This window comes from Aquabacter sp. DMC10 (genome assembly GCF_056314145.1).
In genome coordinates this window covers 1-17,474 of record NZ_JBQUYX010000007.1, presented here as the reverse complement: position 1 = coordinate 17,474, position 17,474 = coordinate 1, and the positions used below count along the sequence as shown (strand labels likewise).

Below are 17,474 nucleotides of genomic sequence, written 5' to 3'. Positions count from 1 at the left end.
TTCCTGTTCAGGCTGTGACAGACGATGGCCGGCGGATCACTCCGCCGCCGCCACTTCCGGCCGCCCGCGCGAGAGGCGCTCGCGCTTCAGCAGTTCCGCCACCAGGAAAGCCAGCTCGATGGCCTGCTCCGCATTGAGGCGGGGATCGCAATAGGTGTGGTAGCGGTCCCGCAGGTCTTCGTCGGAAATGGCCCGCGCGCCGCCGGTGCATTCGGTGACGTTCTTGCCGGTCATTTCCAGATGCACGCCGCCCGCATAGGTGCCCTCGGCTGCGTGCACATCGAAGAAGGTCTTGATCTCCGACTGGATCCGCTCGAACGGGCGGGTCTTGTAGCCGGAGCCGGCCTTGATGGTGTTGCCGTGCATGGGGTCGCACGACCACACCACGGTGCGGCCTTCCTTCTCCACCGCGCGCACCAGAGCCGGCAGGTGGTCGCCCACCTTCTCGGCGCCGAAGCGGCAGATGAGGGTGATGCGGCCAGCCTCATTGTCGGGCTGGAGCACGTCCAGCAGGCGGATGAGACCGTCCGGCGTCAGCGAGGGGCCGCACTTGATGCCGATGGGATTGCGGATGCCGCGGAAATATTCCACGTGCGCATGGTCCGGCTGGCGGGTGCGATCGCCGATCCACAGGAGGTGGCCGGAGGTGGCGTACCAGTCGCCCGAGGTGGAATCCACCCGGGTGAGGGCCTGCTCATAGCCCAGCAGCAGCGCCTCGTGGCTGGTGAAGAAGTCCGTGGTCCGCATCTCCGGGTGGGACTGGGGGTCGATCCCGCAGGCGCGCATGAAGTCGAGCGCCTCGGTGATGCGGTTCGCCAGTTCCTGGTAGCGATGGGACTGCGGGCTGTCCTTCACGAAGCCCAGCATCCACTGGTGGGCGTTGGAGAGGTTGGCATAGCCGCCCGACGCAAACGCGCGCAGCAGGTTGAGGGTCGCCGCCGACTGGCGGTAGGCCTCCAGCTGGCGGCGCGGATCGGGGATGCGGGCCTCCGGCGTGAAGGCGATGTCATTGACGATGTCGCCGCGATAGCTCGGCAGCTCCACGCCATTGACGGTCTCCGTGTCCGCCGAGCGGGGCTTGGCGAACTGGCCGGCGATGCGGCCCACCTTCACCACCGGCGAACCGCCAGAGAAGGTAAGGACAACAGCCATCTGCAGGAAGACGCGGAAGAAATCGCGGATGTTGTCGGCGGAGTGCTCGTCGAAGCTCTCGGCGCAGTCGCCGCCCTGGAGCAGGAACGCCTCGCCCTTCGCCACCTTGGCCAGGTGCGCCTTCAGGCGGCGCGCCTCGCCGGCGAACACCAGCGGCGGGTAGGAGGCGATCTTGGCCTCCACCTCGCTCAGGAGCGCGGGGTCTGGATACGAGGGCACCTGGACGACCGGATAAAATCGCCACGAATCCGGACGCCAGCCTTCGGCGCGGCGAGAGACCATCTCGGCGCCGGGGGTGCGATCGGAAACGGGACGGGTCGTCATAACGCTCTCCATAATGTCTCCTCCGGCCGGAAGCGGTCCGACACTGCTCGGGCCTTAAGCTTCTTGTCTTTGCGGCCGGGGTAGCGGCTTATACACGAGGTCGGCGGCGAGGGTAACCCGTGGTTTCCCGCGCTCTCCGACGCCTCGTCATATGGGGGCGCGCCCTCGCGAAGCCAAGCTGCGCGTCATCATGAGCCGGCGCCACACCGCGCTTGCAGCCGTGCAAGGGCCAGGGCCTGTTCAAGAGAGGTGGCCAGCGAATCCAGTACCGGCACGGGAAACTGCCCGGCCAGCGCCCGGGCGTAGCCGGACAGCGAGGCCCCGCCCACGATCACCACGTCCGGCGCCTGCGTGCCCAGCACCTCCTCCACCGCGACCTTGACCAGGGCGACGCCCTCCCCTTCCCCGCGCGCAAGGCTCAGAGCATCGCCCGCGATCAGGCCGAAGCCGGCACAGCGGGCCTCAAGTCCCGTGCGCCGCATGAGGTCGCGCAGCATGCCCGGCCAGGCCGCGCCCACCGTGATGATCGAGAAGCGCTCGCCCAATTGCAGGGCGGTGAGGATGGAGGCCTCCGCCATGCCGGCCACCGGAAAGCTGTTGTCGGCGCGCACCGCCTCGATGCCGGGCTCGCCGAAGCAGGCATAGAGGCAGGCGTCGAAGGGCGGCCGCCCCGCCGCTGCCTCGGCCGCCACGGCGGTCCGCACCGCCTCCAGGGCCGCATGGCCCGCCACCGTCGCGGCCGGGCGGTTTGACACGTAAGGCGCGCCGAAAGCGGCGGTGGCGCCGGTGAGATGAACATTCGCTGGGCACAGGGAGCCGGCCGCCGCCACCATGCGCGCGGTCACATCCTGCGACGTGTTCGCATTCAAAATCAGGAGCTTCACCTGGTGTCCCCCGTTCTGCCGCCCGCCCGGGCCACGCGCCCATAGGAACGGAAGCGGGGCGAAAAGGCCATCGCGATGCATGCCTAAAGCGGCAGCAGACTTATTTTTGTGCAAATGAAATTTTTAAGGACGAACTGTCGACGTTTCGTGCCGGACCTTCCCTTTGGGCAGGCTCACAAAGGCCCGCCGGAGCGCCATGGCATGGCAGTTGCTTGAGCATACCGGTCTGACCGAAAGGGACATCCGACGATGCTGCTTCTTGAGAAAAGCCCTCGCGCCGGCCGGGGCCGCCTCACCCTTGCCGCCCTGCTGCTTGCCACCTGCGGCACGTTTGCGGCTCCCCATCTGGCCGCCGCCCAGACGACGCTGCGCATCGGCATGACGGCGGCGGACATTCCGCGCACGCTCGGCCAGCCCGACCAGGGCTTCGAGGGCAACCGGTTTACCGGCCTGACCATGTATGACGCCCTCATCAACTGGGACCTGTCCTCGGCCACCAAGCCGTCCGTGCTGATCCCCGGCCTTGCCACCGAATGGGTGGTTGATGATGCCGACAAGACCAAATGGACCTTCAAGCTGCGCCCCGGCGTGACCTTCCATGACGGCTCGCCCTTCAATGCGGACGCCGTGGTGTGGAACGTGGACAAGGTGCTCAACAAGGAAGCCCCCCAGTTCGACGCCAGCCAGGTGGGCGTCACCGCTTCCCGCATGCCCACCTTGCGCTCGGCCAAGAAGATTGACGATCTGACGGTGGAACTGACCACCTCCGAGCCGGACGCCTTCCTGCCCTACAACCTCACCAATCTGTTCATGGCGAGCCCGGCCCAGTGGCAGAAGCTCTATGACGCGGCCGAGGGCGCGGACGCCAAGGCCAAGTCCGCCGCCGCCTGGACGGCGTTCGCCAAGAATGCCTCGGGCACCGGCCCTTGGAAGATGACCAATTTCGTGCCCCGCGAGCGCCTGGAGTTGGCCAAGAACGACGCCTATTGGGACAAGGCGCGCGTGCCCAAGATCGACAAGATGCTCCTGCTGCCCATGCCGGAGGCCAATGCCCGCACCGCCGCCCTTCTCGCAGGCCAGGTGGACTGGATCGAGGCCCCCGCCCCGGACGCGCTGCCCCAGTTGAAGTCCCGCGGCTTCAAGATCGAAGCCAACGAGCAGCCCCATGTGTGGCCCTGGCAATTCTCCCGCGTGGAAGGCTCGCCCTGGAACGACATCCGGGTGCGCAAGGCGGCGAACCTGTGCATCGACCGCGAGGGCATGAAGGACGGCCTGCTGGGCGGCCTGATGGCGCCCGCAACCGGCACCTTCGAGCCCGGCCATCCCTGGCGCGGCAACCCCACCTTCCAGATCAAATATGACGTGAAGGCGGGCCAGAAGCTGATGCAGGAGGCCGGCTTCGGCCCCAGCAAGAAGCTGCCCGTGAAGATCCAGACCTCGGCCTCCGGCTCCGGCCAGATGCTGCCCTTGCCCATGAACGAATATCTCCAGCAGGCGCTCGCCGAATGCTATTTCGACGTGCAGCTGGACGTGATCGAGTGGAACACGCTGTTCACCAACTGGCGCAAGGGCGCCAAGGACCCGTCCGCCAATGGCTCAAACGCCATCAACGTGACCTATGCGGCCATGGACCCCTTCTTCGCCATGGTGCGCTTCCTGCAGTCCTCCATGGCCCCGCCGGTCTCCAACAACTGGGGCTATATCAACAATCCCAAGTTCGACGAACTGGTGAAGAAGGCCCGTTCCACCTTCGACCCGGCCGGCCGTGACGCCGCGCTCGCCGAGCTGCATGCCGCCTCCGTGGACGATGCGGCCTTCCTCTATGTGGCCCATGACGTGGGGCCGCGCGCGCTCAGCCCGAAGCTGAAGGGCTTCGTGCAGCCCAAGAGCTGGTTCGTGGACTTCTCCCCGGTCTATTTCGAGAAGTGACCTGATCCAGGGCGGCCGTGCGCGGCCGCCCTCCGCCCCCCTTGATGTCGCGGAGCCGTCCCCGGCCCCGCGCCCTCTCACTCTCGTAAAAGAGACGGATTCACCGACGGCACGGGATGTTAAGACGATCCCGTGCCGTCGGATCCGGCTCCAGAGGCAGGATCGCGTCGTGCTGGTCTATATCCTGAGGCGGATCATCTATGTGATCCCCATCGTCATCTCCGTCGCGCTGGTGTGCTTCCTGCTGGTGCATCTGACGCCCGGCGACCCGCTGGTGGCGGTGCTGCCCCCCGACGCCTCGGCGGAACTGGCCGCGCAATTGCGCGCCGCCTACGGCTTCGACCAGCCGCTGCCCGTCCAGTTCGGCATCTGGCTCTGGAAGGCCGTGCACGGCAATCTCGGCACCTCCATCGCCACCGGCCGCCCGGTGTTCAGCGAGGTGATGCGCGCCGTCTCCAACACCTTCATCCTGGCCTGCACCGCCTCCGTCATCGGCTTCGTGCTGGGCGTCTTCTTCGGCCTCATCGCCGGCTATTTCCGCAACACCTGGATCGACAAGGCCGCCACCTCCATCGCGGTGGCCGGCGTCTCCGTGCCCCATTACTGGCTGGGCATGGTGCTGGTCATCATCTTCTCGGTGTGGCTGAACTGGCTGCCGGCGGTGGGGGCCGGTCCCGGCGGCTCGGCCGGCTGGGAATGGGACTGGGCGCATATCCGCCACCTCATCCTGCCGGCGGTGACCATGTCGGTCATCCCCATGGGCATCGTCACGCGCACGGTGCGCGCGCTCACCGGCGACATCCTCTCCCAGGACTTCGTGGAGGCCCTGCGCTCCAAGGGGCTGAAGGAGACCATGGTGTTCCGCCATGTGGTGAAGAATGCCGCCCCCACCGCCATCGCGGTGATGGGGCTCCAGCTCGGCTATCTGCTGGGCGGCTCGATCCTGATCGAGACGGTGTTCTCCTGGCCGGGCACCGGCTTCCTTTTGAACTCCGCGATCTTCCAGCGCGACCTGCCCTTGCTCCAGGGCACCATCTTGGTGCTGGCGCTGTTCTTCGTCTTCCTCAACCTCGTGGTCGATATCGCCCAGGCGTCCATCGATCCGCGCATCAAGCGGAGCTGAGGCCATGAGCGCCGTTTCCGACGCCGCCGAGGCCGCCCCGGTCCAGAATGCGCGGGGCTATTGGGCGACCGTCGCCCGCCGCCTGACGCGGGACAAAGTGAGCATGGTGTGCGCCGCCATCCTGCTGGCCATCCTGCTGGCCGCCCTCTTCGCCCCCTATCTGGGCCTCGCCGATCCCTATCAGGGCTCAATGATCCGGCGCCTGAAGCCCATCGGCACGCCCAATTACCTGCTCGGCACCGATGAGCTCGGCCGCGACATGCTCTCCCGCCTCATCTATGGCGGGCGCCTGTCGCTGCTCATCGGCATCCTGCCGGTGCTGCTGGCCTTCTGCATCGGCACCGGGCTCGGGCTTGTGGCCGGCTATGCGGGCGGCAAGGTGAACACCGTCATCATGCGCACCATCGACGTGTTCTATGCCTTCCCCTCGGTGCTGCTGGCCATCGCCATTTCCGGCGTGCTGGGGGCGGGCATCGTCAATTCCATCGTCTCGCTCACCGTGGTCTTCATCCCGCAGATCACCCGCGTGGCGGAGAGCGTGACCACCTCCGTGCGCAGCCTCGACTTCGTGGACGCGGCGCGCGCCTCGGGGGCCAATGCGCTGACCATCATGCGCGTGCACATGCTGGGCAACGTGCTCGGACCCATCTTCGTCTATGCGACGGGGCTGATCTCGGTCTCCATGATCCTGGCCTCGGGCCTGTCCTTCCTCGGCCTCGGCACCAAGCCGCCGGAGCCGGAATGGGGCCTGATGCTCAACACGCTGCGCACCGCCATCTATGTCAATCCGGGCGTCGCGGCGCTGCCGGGCGTGATGATCTTCGCCGTCTCCATCTGCTTCAACATGCTCAGCGACGGGCTGCGCAGCGCCATGGACATCCGCAATTGAGCACCATCGAGCCCATTCCCGATCTCGGCGGCGCCGCCCAGCCGCTCTTGACCGTCACGGACCTTGCCAAGCTCTTCCCCATCGGCGGCGGGCTGTTTGAGCCCAAGAAGACGGTGCGGGCGGTGGATGGGGTGTCCTTCTCCATCGCCAAGGGCGAGACCGTTGGCATCGTGGGCGAGAGCGGGTGCGGCAAGTCCACCACCGCCCGCCTCATCATGCACCTGATGCCCCGCACCAGCGGCGACATCCTGTTCGACGGCCAGTTGGTGGGCGAGCAGATCTCCATGCGCGACTTCCGGCGCGGGCTGCAAATGGTGTTCCAGGACAGCTATGCCTCGCTCAATCCGCGCCTGACCATCGAGGAGTCCATCGCCTTTGGCCCCAAGGTGCACGGCGTCGCCGACAAGGAGGCCCGCGCCCTTGCCCGCGAATTGATGGGCAAGGTGGGCCTGCGGCCGGAGGTCTTCGCCAACCGCTATCCCCACGAGGTCTCCGGCGGCCAGCGCCAGCGGGTGAATATCGCCCGCGCCCTTGCCCTGAAGCCACGCCTCGTGATCCTGGACGAGGCGGTCTCGGCGCTGGACAAGTCGGTGGAGGCGCAGGTCTTGAACCTGCTCACCGATCTGAAGCGCGAGTTCGGCCTCACCTATCTCTTCATCAGCCATGACCTGAATGTGGTCCGCTACATCTCGGACCGGGTGCTGGTCATGTATCTCGGCCAGGTGGTGGAGCTTGGGCCCGTGGACGAGGTGTGGGACGGCCCTGCCCATCCCTATACGCAGGCGCTGCTCGCCGCCATGCCGGCCATGGACCCGGATGCGCGCACCATGGTGCCGCCCATCACCGGCGATCCGCCCAATCCCATTGACCCGCCCTCTGGCTGCCGGTTCCATACACGCTGCGCCTCGGCGGAAAGCGTGTGCAGCGCGGTCTGCCCGGCGCTTTCGCCGGTGGCGGGGGGCGAGCACATGGCCGCCTGCCACATGGTCATTCCCGGCTCCGGCCACAGCCGCGCCCCCGCCTTGGGAGAGGTCGCATGACAGACGGACTTCTGGCTGAGGACGCCGCCGCCACCGCCCGCACCGCCGGCCTTGAGATCACCGAGGCCACCGCCGCGCGCATCGCCACCGCGCTGACCCCGGCCTTCAAGGGCTTCTCGGCGATCGCCGGCACCTTGCCGCTGGATTTGGAGCCCGCAACCTTCCAGGTGGTGCAGAACACCGCCCGCGCGGAGGATGGAAAGTGAACCCCTCCCTCACCCGCTCGCTCGCCCCCATGCAGGACACCGACCCGGCGCTGATGACGCTCTCCGCCGTGGCCGAGGCCATCGCCGCCAAGGAGGTGTCCTCCCGCGAGGTGACGCAGGCGTGCCTTGACCGCATCGAGCGCCTCCAGCCGGTGCTCAACGCCTTCATCTCCATCGAGCCGGAGGGCGCGCTCGCCGCCGCCGACGCGGCGGATGCGGCGCTGGCCAAGGGCGTTGCGGCCGGGCCGCTCCACGGCGTGCCGCTCGCCCACAAGGACATGTATTACGACACCGGCCATGTGGTGACCTGCGGCTCCGCCATAAGGCGGGACTTTGTCGCCCCCACCACCTCCACCGCCTTGCAGCGCCTGAAGGATGCGGGCTCGGTGCGGCTCGGCACCCTGCACATGGTGGAATTCGCCTATGGCCCCACCGGCCATAACGTGCATTTCGGCCCGGCTCGGAACCCGTGGAACACCGACCATGTGACAGGCGGCTCGTCCTCCGGCTCCGGCGCGGCGGTGGCGGCGCGCCTCACCTATGCGGCGCTCGGCTCCGATACCGGCGGCTCCATCCGCATGCCCGCCCATTTCTGCGGGGTGTCGGGCATCAAGACCACCACCGGCCTTGTCAGTCGCGCGGGCGCCATGCCGCTCTCCCAATCCCTCGACACGGTCGGCCCCATGGCCCGCACCGTGGAGGATTGCGCCCGGCTGCTCGCCTTGATGGCGGGCGCCGATCCGCTGGACCCCACCACCTCCACCGCGCCCGTGCCCGATTATCTCGCCGAGATCGACGGTTCGCTGCGCGGCCTCACCATCGGCGTGCCCGCCTCCTTCTATGTGGACGACCTCGACGCCGATGTGGCGCGGGTGCTGGAGGACACCATCGCCACCTTGAAGCGCGCCGGCGCGCGCATCGTCGAGATCACCCTGCCCGACCAGATGCGGCTGTCCGCCGCCTCGCAACTGGTGCTGAATGCGGAGGCCGCCGCCTTCCATGCCCAATGGGTGCGGGAGCGGCCGCAGGATTATGGGGCGCAGGCGCGCGCCCGGCTGGAGAACGGCTTTGCCGTGCCCGCCGTCACCTACCTGGAGGCGCTGCGCTGGCGCGGGCCGGCGCTGGCCGCCCATCTGGAGGCGGTGGCGGGCGTCGATGCCTGGATCGCACCGGCCACCCCCACCCCCGCCCCCACCATCGCGGAGACGGACGTGGGCGGATCGGTGGGCGCGGAAGCCATGATCCAGCGCATCACCCGCTTCACCCGGCCGGTCAATTATCTCGGCCTGCCGGCGGTGAGCCTGCCCTGCGGCTTCTCATCCACCGGCCTGCCCATCGGCATGCAGGTGGTGGGCAAGCCCTTCGCCGAGGCGCTGCTCATTCGCCTGGGCTGCGCCTTCCAGCGCGAGACCGACTTCCACGACGAGATGCCGGAGTTGCCCGCATGAATGCCATTCCGGACAGCACCGCTCCCCTGGTGGATGTGCGCGACCTCACCATCCGCTTTTCCGGCGAACGCACCGTGCATGCGGTGAACGGCGTCTCCCTCTCCCTGAAGGAGGGCGAGGTGCTGGGCCTCCTGGGCGAATCCGGCTCCGGCAAGAGCGTGACCATGCGCGCCCTCATGCGCCTGTTGCCGAAGAAGAAGACCACCATCACCGGGCAGGTGCAGGTGGCGGGCGAGGACGTGCTCGCCATGGACGAGGCGCGCCTCTCCGCCTTCCGGGGCCGCACGGTGTCCATGATCTTCCAGGAGCCGGCGCTGGCCCTCGATCCGGTCTATACGATCGGCCACCAGATCGCGGAATCCGTCATGCGCCACGAGGGCGTCAGCCGCGCGGCCGGCCTTGCCCGCGCTTTGGAAATGCTGGAGCTGGTGCGCATTCCCTCCGCCAAGCGCCGGCTGGACGCCTATCCCCACGAAATGTCCGGCGGCATGCGCCAGCGCGCCATGATCGCCCTGGCGCTCGCCTGCCGCCCCAAGATCCTGCTGGCGGACGAGCCCACCACCGCGCTCGATGCCACCGTTCAAATCCAGATCCTCCTCCTGCTGCGCGAATTGCAGCGGGAGCTGGGCATGTCGGTGATCTTCGTCACCCACGACATCGGGGTGGCCATCGAGATCTGCGACAAGGTTGCGGTGATGTATGCCGGCCAGATCGTGGAGACGGGCAGCCTCTCGCAGATCGTGCGGACGCCGCAGCACCCCTATCCGCGCGGCCTCCTCGCCTCCACCGTCCATGGGGCCAAGCGCGGCGCGCGGCTGGAAACCATCCCCGGCACCCCGCCCTCGCTGGACGTGAAACCCGCCGCCTGCTCCTTCGCGCCCCGCTGCGCCTTCGTGCAGCCCCGCTGCCGGGAGGCCCTGCCGCCCAAGGTGGAGTTGGGGCCGGGCCGCATGGTCCGCTGCGTGCTGGCGGAAGAAAAGGCTATGGTCCCCGCATGAGTGCTTCCCTGCCGAATCTGTCCATCAATGCCGACCGCCTGTGGCGGGACATCATCGACACCGCCCGCTTCGGCGGCACGCCCAAGGGCGGCGTGCGGCGCCTCACCCTTTCCGAGGAAGACCGGCAGGTGCGTGACTGGTATCGCGCGGCCCTGGAAGAGGCCGGCTGCACGGTGACCGTGGACGGCCTCGGCAACATGTTCGCCGTGCGACCCGGCCGCGATGCGACCAAGGCGCCCCTGGGCATCGGCTCGCACCTGGACACCCAGCCCACCGGCGGCAAGTTCGACGGCGTGCTGGGGGCGCTGGCGGCGCTGGAAGTGGTGCGCACGCTGAACGATGCCGGCATCGTCACCGACACACCCTTGTGCGTGTGCAACTGGACCAATGAGGAAGGCTCCCGCTTTGCCCCGGCCATGCTGGGCTCGGGCGGCTATGCCGGCGACATGCCGGTGGAGGAGCTGCTCGCCCGCACCGACGCGCAGGGGGTGAGCGTGGGCGAGGCGCTGGATGCCATCGGCTATCGCGGTGCCGAGCCCGTGGGCGCGCAGAAGCTCTCCGGTTTCCTTGAAGTGCATATCGAGCAGGGGCCCATTCTGGAGGCGGAAGGCAAGACCATCGGCGTGGTGGAGCACGGCCAAGGCATCGTCTGGTATGAGGGCCGCATTGTCGGCTTCGCCAGCCATGCCGGCTCCACCCCCATGCGTCTGCGGAAAGACGCGCTCGCTGCCTTTTCCGAGATCGTTCTGGCCATTGAAGCGCTGGCCTTGGAGCTGGGCCCGAACGCGGTGGGCACCATCGGCGACGTGGTGGTGGACACCCCCTCGCGGAATGTGATTGCCGGCGACCTCACCTTCCCCGCCGAATTCCGCACCCCCGACGCCGAAATCCTGGAAAAACTGCATCAGGGCCTGATGGCGAAGGTCAAGGAAATCGCGGCGCGGCGGAAGGTGGAGATCCAACTGGACACCATCTGGCGCAAGGACCCCACCCATTTCGCGCCAGCCATGGTGGACGCGGTGCGCACGGCGGCCGAGGGGCTTGGCCTCTCCCACATGCCGGTGATCTCGGGCGCCGGGCATGATGCCTTCCATCTCGCCACAATGGTGCCCACCGCCATGATCTTCGTGCCCTGCAAGGACGGGGTGAGCCACAACGAATTGGAAGACGCGACGCCGGCGGACTGCGCGGCCGGCGCCAATGTGCTCCTCCATGCGGTGCTGGCGGTGGCCGGCATGGCGCCCTGACCTCGGGCTTTTCACCGCTCGGCGAAGGCCTTCTCCACCACGAAATGGTTGGGCGTATGCCCTGCCCCTTCCTCGAAGGACCGGGCCTCCAGCAGCGCGCGGGTGTCGGCGAGCATGTGTGGGCTGCCGCACAGCATGGCCCGGTCGTGTTCCACGTCGAGGTCCGGCAGGCCGAGATCGGCGAACAGGGTGCCGTTCTCCATCAGATCCGTGAGGCGGCCGCGATTGCGGAACGGCTCGCGGGTGACGGTGGGATAATAAAGCAGCTTCTCGGCCGCCAGCTCGCCCAGGAATTCGTGGTTGCGCACGGCGTCCACCACCGCCTCCCCATAGGCCAGTTCCGCCACCTCGCGGCAGCCATGGACGAGGATGACGGTCTCGAAGCGCTCATAGGTCTCCGGGTCCTTGATGATGGAGACGAAAGGCGCGAGGCCGGTGCCGGTGGAGAGCAGATAGAGCCGCTTGCCGGGCTTGAGATTATCCAGGAGCAGGGTCCCCGTGGGCCGGCGGCCCACCAGGATGGGATCGCCCACCTTCACCCCCTGGAGGCGCGAGGTGAGCGGGCCGTCCGGCACCTTGATGGAGAAGAATTCCAGATGCTCCTCATGGGTGGCGCTGGCCAGCGAATAGGCCCGCAGCAAGGGCTTCGCGCCCACCTCCAGGCCGATCATGGTGAATTGCCCCGGCTTGAAGCGGAAGGCGCTGTCGCGGGTGGTGGTGAAGCTGAAGAGGCGGTCGGTCCAGTGGCGGACGTCGAGCACGGTCTCCTGGGCGATGTTGCTCATGGGTCGGGGGTCCGTTTGGAAGGGGATCAGTCGCCGGCGCCGGGCGCTTCGGAAAACACGGTCTCGAACTTGTCCGCGCGGCCCATCCAGGCCTGGGCATCCTCCGGCGGCTCCTTCTTTTCCGAGATGTTCGGCCACACCGCCGCATAGCGGGCATTCACCGCCAGCCACTTCTCGGCAGCGGGATCGGTGTCCGCGATGATGGCCTCGGCCGGGCATTCCGGCTCGCACACCCCGCAATCGATACACTCGTCGGAATTGATGACGAGCATGTTCTCGCCCTCATAGAAGCAATCGACGGGGCAGACCGCCACGCAATCCATGAATTTGCAGCGAATGCAATTGTCGGTGACGACATAGGCCATGAGCGCATCCAAGGTTTGTTTCATCTGGATGCTAAAGGCTGCGATCACGTCACGCAGGCACTTGATGAAAGCCGCGACAACTAATTTCTAAAATACTTTCTTCCGAAATACGTGACATCCATTGGCTTGGATGGACGTCCGCCCACACGCCCACGGGGCGCCTCGCCCCTGCCCCTCCAGGGGCGATCAGACGCGAATGCCGCCGCGCCCGAAGGCCACGGCGGCATGCTTTGATGCCTTCAGACACCTCTCACAGCATGTCGGGCAGCGTGCCGCCATGCAGGTCGATGGCGAAGCCCTTGAGCGCGTCCTCGTTGAGTTCCCCGCCCATGGCTTTCAGGCTCTCCTCGCGGATGAGCGCGGCCAATTCCGCCCTGAGCGCCAGGAAGTCCTGCGCCACCATCACGGACGCATCGCGCGGGCGCGGCAGGGGCACGGTGACCTCCGCCTTGATGGCGCCGGGGCGGGCGGTCATCACATAGATGCGGTCAGACAGGAAGATGGCCTCGTCGATGTCGTGGGTCACGAACAGGACCGAGATTTCCAGCCGCTGCCAGAGATTGGTCAGGATCTGCTGCATGATCTGCCGGGTCTGCGCATCCAGCGCGCCGAACGGCTCGTCCAGCAGCAGCACGCGCGGGCCGGTGGCGAGCGCGCGCACGATGCCCACCCGCTGCTTCATGCCGCCCGAGAGGCGATCGGGATACTGGTCCTCGAACTGGGTGAGGCCGGCGAGGCCCAGAAGCGTGCGGGCCGCCCGCTGGCGCTCGGAATGGCCCATGCCGCGCATCTTCAGGCCGAATTCCACGTTTTCCCGCACGGTCTTCCAGGGAAACAGCGAATATTGCTGGAACACCATGCCCCGGTCGGCACCCGGCCCCTTCACCGCCTCGCCATCCACGGTGACGGAACCGCGCGTGGGCTTCAGGAAGCCGGCCACCGCGTTCAGCAAGGTGGACTTGCCGCAGCCCGACGGGCCGATGATGGAGACGAACTCGCCCGGCCGCACCACCAGGTCCGCCTCCTCCACCGCGATGACGGAGCCCTCCAGCGTGTCATAGCTGAGGCAGAAGTCGGAGACCTCGATCAGGCCCTTCTGTGCGGTGGCGCTCATGACGGCATCCTCTGGAAGCTTGGTCTGAAAAGGCCGCCGCGTGCGCCGGCCGCTCGAAGGGAAAGGGCGCTCACCGGCGCGCGGCCCAGGGCGTCACCAGCCGCCCCACCGCGCGAATGGCCAGCGAGGAGCCAAGGCCGAGCACCCCGATGCAGATCATGCCCAGCGCGATGTCCGCATATTGCACCAGGGAATAGGCCTCCCAGGTGAAATAGCCGATGCCGAACTGGCCGGAGATCATCTCGGCGGCGATCAGCGACACCCAGGCCACCCCCATGCCCACCGTGAGGCCGGTGAAGATCTGCGGCAAGGCGGAGGGGAAATAGACCTCCCGGAAGGTCGCCGTCTCCCGCGCGCCAAGGCAGCGGGCGGCGCGCACCAGCACCTCGTCCACCGTTGCCATGCCGTGCAGGGTATTGATGAGGATGGGGAAGAAGGAGCCCAGGAAGGTGATGAAGACGATGCTTTCCTCATTGGACGGCCACAGCATGATGGCCATGGGCACCCAGGCGATGGCGGGAATGGGCCGCAGCACCTCGGTGACCGGAAAGACGAACTCTTTCAGGATCTTGTAGCGCCCCATCAGCAACCCGAGCGGCACCGCCGTGACCGTGGCGATGGCAAAGCCGATGAGGATGCGGCGACAGGAGATGAGGATATGATCGAGGAAGCGCGTGCTGCGGAAGGCGGTCTCTGCGCTCTCCCACACCTGCTCGGGCGAGGGCACGTTCACGAACCGCACATAGACGATCATGCGGTTGACGGTCAGCACATGCCAGAGCCCAATGAACAGCGCGATGGACAGAAGGCCGAGCAGCGTGGCGCGGATGCCCTCGCGGTTCATGCGCAGCCAGCGTCGGGCACGGGCGCCGAAGCTCGTGTCCAGGGGCGGGGCGACGCGCACCGGGCGGGGCGGGCGCAGCTTGATGGCCTCGCTCGCGGGCTCGGCCCGCTGGAAGCGCGAGGGCGCCACCACGGTGGCAAGGGGAGCGGCCGGGCCCGCGAGACCGGCGCCGTCCTTCGACGGCACCGGCGCCACGGCCGTGGGGGCAGTGTGCAGCATGGGTCTCACCCGCGGCCGGACGTGGCGCTCTTGAGGGCCTCGTCGAAGCCCAGCACCTTGCCGCCGGAGGTGGCGGCGGCGGCTTCCGCGTCCTTCTTCAGGAGGAAGGGCTCGATGACCGTCTTTCCGTCCTTGGTGGCGGTGGCGTAGAAGGCCTCGTTGGCGAACAGCTTGATGCCGCGGGCGGTGTCGAACAGATAGGCCACCGCGATCTTCTTGCCCTGGCCCTTCAGCTCGGCCAGAGCCCCCAGCGTGCAGGCCGCGCTGGAATAGGGCTTGATGCCCTCGCCCTCGACCCAGATCTCGCCCGCCTTGCGGGGATCGGAGATGGCCACCTTGCAGAACTCGTCGGTGCCGGAGACCTCGTAATTGTCGAGACTCTTCAACTGCTTCTCATAGTCGAGCCCGAGCTCCGCATAGGCCTTGCGCACATAGGTGTCGTTCACCCAGGCCTTGACGTCGAACTCCTTCATGCGGCCGAGCTTCTGGAGCACGGCGGCGTCCTGCGCGGCATCCTCCACCAATTGCGGCTTGATGGTGGGGTCCATGGTCATGATGCCGCCTGGGCCGAGGAAGATATAGACCACTTCCTTGTCGATGCCGGTCCACTTGGCGATCTTCTCGGCCGCCCCCTTGGGATCCTTGCGGACCCAGTCATTGGCCTCGATGACGGCCTTGATATAGGCCACCACCACTTCGGGATACTTTTCCGCGAAATCGGTGCGCACCACCACGCCGTGCCAGGTGGGGGCGTTGGTTTCCACGCCGTCGAAGATCTTGCGGGCAAAGCCGCGGAAGGGCAGCAGCTCGGCGAAGGGCACGAAATCGGCGTGGCCGTCGATCTTCTTTTCCTGGAGGTTGGTGGAGCCCACTTCCGGGCTCTGGCTGACCAATTGGAAGTAATCGGCCGGCCATCCCTTGTCCTGCATGGCTTTCAGAATCATGCCGTGGGCGGCGGAGCCGAACGGCACGCTCACCACCTTCCCCTTCAGGTCGGACAGTTCGTAATAGGGCGAATCCTTGTGCACCACGAGGCCGTTGCCGGAGCCGTAGATATTGTAGGCGGCAACCGCGATGAGCTGGCTCTTGGACTGGGGATTGGACTGGAAGGTGTAGCCATTCACCACCAGCGGATAATCGCCCATGCCGCCGAACTGGAGCTTGTCGGCCATCATGCCGTTGGTGACCGGCGGGCCGGAGGTGAAGTTCTGCCAGTCCATCTTGAAGCTGATATTGGCGTATTTGCCATCCTTGGGCAGGTACTTCTCGAGCAGCTTCAGCTCGCGGATGACGACGCCGGTGGTCACCGTATTGGTGGTGGTGTCCTGGGTGCCGATGCCGATGGTCACCGCGGTCTGGGCGGCAGCCGGAAGCGCGGTGCCGGCCGCCAAGGTGACCCCGGCGGCGAGGCCGGCGGCCAGCGCCAACGGCATGCGGGAAAGGGGTGAACGGGCACGTTCGATCATGTCATGTCACCTCGTCGGGAAGGGCGCCGGCGTTGCGGCATGCGCGGGGAGCCCGCGGGCTCGGCTGTTCCAGCCTTGCCTTCATCATCCGTCCCCTCCTTCGAGTGGTTCAAAGGAAGACGGCGCCCGATGGTGGATTAGTTGCCTAAAAGCGGGGCCTGCCACTGAATGCGGCAGGCCGTGCGCGCGGAGCCGTCAGGTCAGCTTCCGCCCCGCAGCGCTTGCAGCGCCTCGATTTCGTGCACGACGATCTTGGATTTTTCGGCGCTGAGCACGCCCTGGGCCTGGAGGCGCTTCAGGGAAATGGTCACCCATTGGCGCGTGGCGCCCACCATATGAGCAAGGTCCGCATGGGTCAGCGCGGTGCCGATCACCACCTTGCCGCCCTCCTCCACCCCATAGGCATCGCACAGGTGAAGCAGCAGATGCGCGAGGCGCTCCGTCACCGAGCGTGTGCCCAGCATCTGAGCGAGCGCGGAATAGCACTTGCCCTTGAAGGTCAGCCCCTCGATGAGCCCGAAGGACAGAGCGGGAATGCGGGTGATGAGGCCGCGCAAGGCCTTGCCGCTCAAATGCAGCACCACGGAATTGGCGGCGGCAACGCCCGACCACACATGGGTGCCCTGCCCGAACAGCTCCGGCCCGCCAACGAAATTGCCCGCATGCCAATAGGCCAGCGTGATCTCGCGGCCGGAAGGCGCGATATAGAAGACGCGGATGCGCCCGCTCTCGATCAGGAAGATGCCGTCATGGGGCGTGCCCTGCGAGAACAGCATCTTGCCGCGATAGACCACCCGGCGCTGCCCCTCTTTGAGAACCTCCTCCCGCTCCTTGAGGCTGAGACGCTGCAAGAGCAGCGGCGGGCCATTGGTGAGAGCGGCATTTTCCGTCAGCAGCAGGGCCTGGGCCGGTGCGCTGCCGTTCAGAAGGACGGAACCGGCGGACCGGGACCCTCCCGAAGCTTGCGATGCCAACATTTCGGCTCTCCAGATTCCGTTCTGGAATTGTCGCAAAAAGCATACCAATCATTTTTACATAATGTCTATCTGTTTAGTATAATAAATGGGGGAAAGTGAACCGCCATGGAGGGTCCTCGCCCAACGGCCCATGTACGGCCCATGTCAGGCAAGGACGCTGCGGGCTCGGCCCCATTGGCGGCACCCGCCCAGATCCACGTCCGCATGCGGGGGTGGATTTGGGGAAAACGCCAGGGGCGGACGCCGGGGCTTGCCCGCCCCTGGCAAACTGCCTGCGGGCCTATCGCGCTCGTGCGGTCGCAGCGACAGAGACCGGTCCGTCGAACTCCGTTTTTAAGAAAAATATCCTAGACCATATTCCTATTACCTTCAGCCTCTGTTATGGTTGTCCCACCTGGCACCAAGGAGGGGCGCGTCCGGAGCGGCCTGACGGGTGGTGTCGGGGGCGGGTGTCCGACGGGACG

16 protein-coding genes are annotated in these 17,474 nt (G+C 66.9%); 8 read left to right on the top strand and 8 right to left on the bottom strand.

Annotated features, from left to right (window positions below; all coding sequences use genetic code 11):
• Positions 1-36: 36 nt before the first annotated feature.
• Positions 37-1,434: a class II 3-deoxy-7-phosphoheptulonate synthase gene (locus tag ACT54L_RS18110; protein WP_476087292.1), complete on the bottom strand. Its 1,398-nt coding sequence runs from the start codon at positions 1,432-1,434 to the stop codon at positions 37-39.
• A gap of 230 nt (positions 1,435-1,664) precedes the next feature.
• Positions 1,665-2,360, bottom strand: coding sequence for an aspartate/glutamate racemase family protein (locus ACT54L_RS18105; protein ID WP_476087026.1), 696 nt, complete (start codon positions 2,358-2,360; stop codon positions 1,665-1,667).
• Positions 2,361-2,609: 249 nt separating this feature from the next.
• Between ACT54L_RS18105 and ACT54L_RS18100 the strand changes: the two genes are divergently transcribed.
• From ACT54L_RS18100 to ACT54L_RS18065, 8 genes are all read left to right on the top strand, one after another.
• Positions 2,610-4,289: an ABC transporter substrate-binding protein gene (locus ACT54L_RS18100; protein WP_476087025.1), complete on the top strand. Its 1,680-nt coding sequence runs from the start codon at positions 2,610-2,612 to the stop codon at positions 4,287-4,289.
• Positions 4,290-4,458: 169 nt separating this feature from the next.
• Positions 4,459-5,412, top strand: a complete 954-nt coding sequence (locus ACT54L_RS18095; protein WP_476087024.1) for an ABC transporter permease — start codon at positions 4,459-4,461, stop codon at positions 5,410-5,412.
• Positions 5,413-5,416: 4 nt separating this feature from the next.
• Positions 5,417-6,301: an ABC transporter permease gene (locus tag ACT54L_RS18090; protein WP_476087023.1), complete on the top strand. Its 885-nt coding sequence runs from the start codon at positions 5,417-5,419 to the stop codon at positions 6,299-6,301.
• Positions 6,298-7,341 (top strand): ABC transporter ATP-binding protein, encoded by a 1,044-nt coding sequence (locus ACT54L_RS18085; RefSeq protein ID WP_476087022.1) that lies wholly within the window; start codon positions 6,298-6,300, stop codon positions 7,339-7,341. The genes ACT54L_RS18090 and ACT54L_RS18085 overlap by 4 nt, the downstream gene beginning before the upstream one ends.
• Complete coding sequence (locus tag ACT54L_RS18080; RefSeq protein ID WP_476087020.1) at positions 7,338-7,547, top strand: hypothetical protein; 210 nt, start codon at positions 7,338-7,340, stop codon at positions 7,545-7,547. Before ACT54L_RS18085 ends, ACT54L_RS18080 begins: the two co-directional genes overlap by 4 nt.
• 29 nt (positions 7,548-7,576) lie before the next feature.
• Positions 7,577-8,995: an amidase gene (locus tag ACT54L_RS18075; RefSeq protein ID WP_476087291.1), complete on the top strand. Its 1,419-nt coding sequence runs from the start codon at positions 7,577-7,579 to the stop codon at positions 8,993-8,995.
• Positions 8,992-9,993 carry an ABC transporter ATP-binding protein gene (locus tag ACT54L_RS18070; protein WP_476087019.1) on the top strand — a complete coding sequence of 334 codons (1,002 nt, stop codon included), beginning with the start codon at positions 8,992-8,994 and terminating at the stop codon, positions 9,991-9,993. Before ACT54L_RS18075 ends, ACT54L_RS18070 begins: the two co-directional genes overlap by 4 nt.
• Entirely contained in the window at positions 9,990-11,240 is a 1,251-nt protein-coding gene (locus ACT54L_RS18065) for an allantoate amidohydrolase (RefSeq protein ID WP_476087018.1), read from the top strand. The genes ACT54L_RS18070 and ACT54L_RS18065 overlap by 4 nt, the downstream gene beginning before the upstream one ends.
• A gap of 11 nt (positions 11,241-11,251) precedes the next feature.
• Here the strand turns inward: ACT54L_RS18065 and ACT54L_RS18060 are convergent, their stop codons facing one another.
• The 6 genes from ACT54L_RS18060 to ACT54L_RS18035 form a co-directional block, all read right to left on the bottom strand.
• The gene (locus ACT54L_RS18060) at positions 11,252-12,025 is read right to left on the bottom strand and encodes a ferredoxin--NADP reductase (RefSeq protein WP_476087017.1); all 774 of its coding nucleotides are present in this window, start codon (positions 12,023-12,025) and stop codon (positions 11,252-11,254) included.
• A gap of 26 nt (positions 12,026-12,051) precedes the next feature.
• Entirely contained in the window at positions 12,052-12,390 is a 339-nt protein-coding gene (gene fdxA / locus ACT54L_RS18055) for a ferredoxin FdxA (protein WP_476087016.1), read from the bottom strand.
• Positions 12,391-12,640: 250 nt separating this feature from the next.
• Positions 12,641-13,504: an ABC transporter ATP-binding protein gene (locus ACT54L_RS18050; RefSeq protein ID WP_476087015.1), complete on the bottom strand. Its 864-nt coding sequence runs from the start codon at positions 13,502-13,504 to the stop codon at positions 12,641-12,643.
• 70 nt (positions 13,505-13,574) lie between these two features.
• Entirely contained in the window at positions 13,575-14,480 is a 906-nt protein-coding gene (locus ACT54L_RS18045; RefSeq protein ID WP_476087290.1) for an ABC transporter permease, read from the bottom strand.
• A gap of 92 nt (positions 14,481-14,572) precedes the next feature.
• The gene (locus tag ACT54L_RS18040) at positions 14,573-16,000 is read right to left on the bottom strand and encodes an ABC transporter substrate-binding protein (protein WP_476087289.1); all 1,428 of its coding nucleotides are present in this window, start codon (positions 15,998-16,000) and stop codon (positions 14,573-14,575) included.
• Positions 16,001-16,233: 233 nt separating this feature from the next.
• Positions 16,234-17,010: a Crp/Fnr family transcriptional regulator gene (locus ACT54L_RS18035; protein WP_476087014.1), complete on the bottom strand. Its 777-nt coding sequence runs from the start codon at positions 17,008-17,010 to the stop codon at positions 16,234-16,236.
• Positions 17,011-17,474: the final 464 nt, after the last annotated feature.

Coding starts and splice junctions, on each gene's coding strand:
- ACT54L_RS18110 (WP_476087292.1), bottom strand. CDS start 1,434: ATGGTCTCTCGCCGCGCCGAAGGCTGGCGTCCGGATTCGTGGCGATTT.
- ACT54L_RS18100 (WP_476087025.1), top strand. CDS start 2,610: ATGCTGCTTCTTGAGAAAAGCCCTCGCGCCGGCCGGGGCCGCCTCACC.
- ACT54L_RS18090 (WP_476087023.1), top strand. CDS start 5,417: ATGAGCGCCGTTTCCGACGCCGCCGAGGCCGCCCCGGTCCAGAATGCG.
- ACT54L_RS18080 (WP_476087020.1), top strand. CDS start 7,338: ATGACAGACGGACTTCTGGCTGAGGACGCCGCCGCCACCGCCCGCACC.
- ACT54L_RS18075 (WP_476087291.1), top strand. CDS start 7,577: ATGCAGGACACCGACCCGGCGCTGATGACGCTCTCCGCCGTGGCCGAG.
- ACT54L_RS18070 (WP_476087019.1), top strand. CDS start 8,992: ATGAATGCCATTCCGGACAGCACCGCTCCCCTGGTGGATGTGCGCGAC.
- ACT54L_RS18065 (WP_476087018.1), top strand. CDS start 9,990: ATGAGTGCTTCCCTGCCGAATCTGTCCATCAATGCCGACCGCCTGTGG.
- ACT54L_RS18060 (WP_476087017.1), bottom strand. CDS start 12,025: ATGAGCAACATCGCCCAGGAGACCGTGCTCGACGTCCGCCACTGGACC.
- fdxA (WP_476087016.1), bottom strand. CDS start 12,390: ATGGCCTATGTCGTCACCGACAATTGCATTCGCTGCAAATTCATGGAT.
- ACT54L_RS18050 (WP_476087015.1), bottom strand. CDS start 13,504: ATGAGCGCCACCGCACAGAAGGGCCTGATCGAGGTCTCCGACTTCTGC.
- ACT54L_RS18040 (WP_476087289.1), bottom strand. CDS start 16,000: ATGCCGTTGGCGCTGGCCGCCGGCCTCGCCGCCGGGGTCACCTTGGCG.
- ACT54L_RS18035 (WP_476087014.1), bottom strand. CDS start 17,010: ATGTTGGCATCGCAAGCTTCGGGAGGGTCCCGGTCCGCCGGTTCCGTC.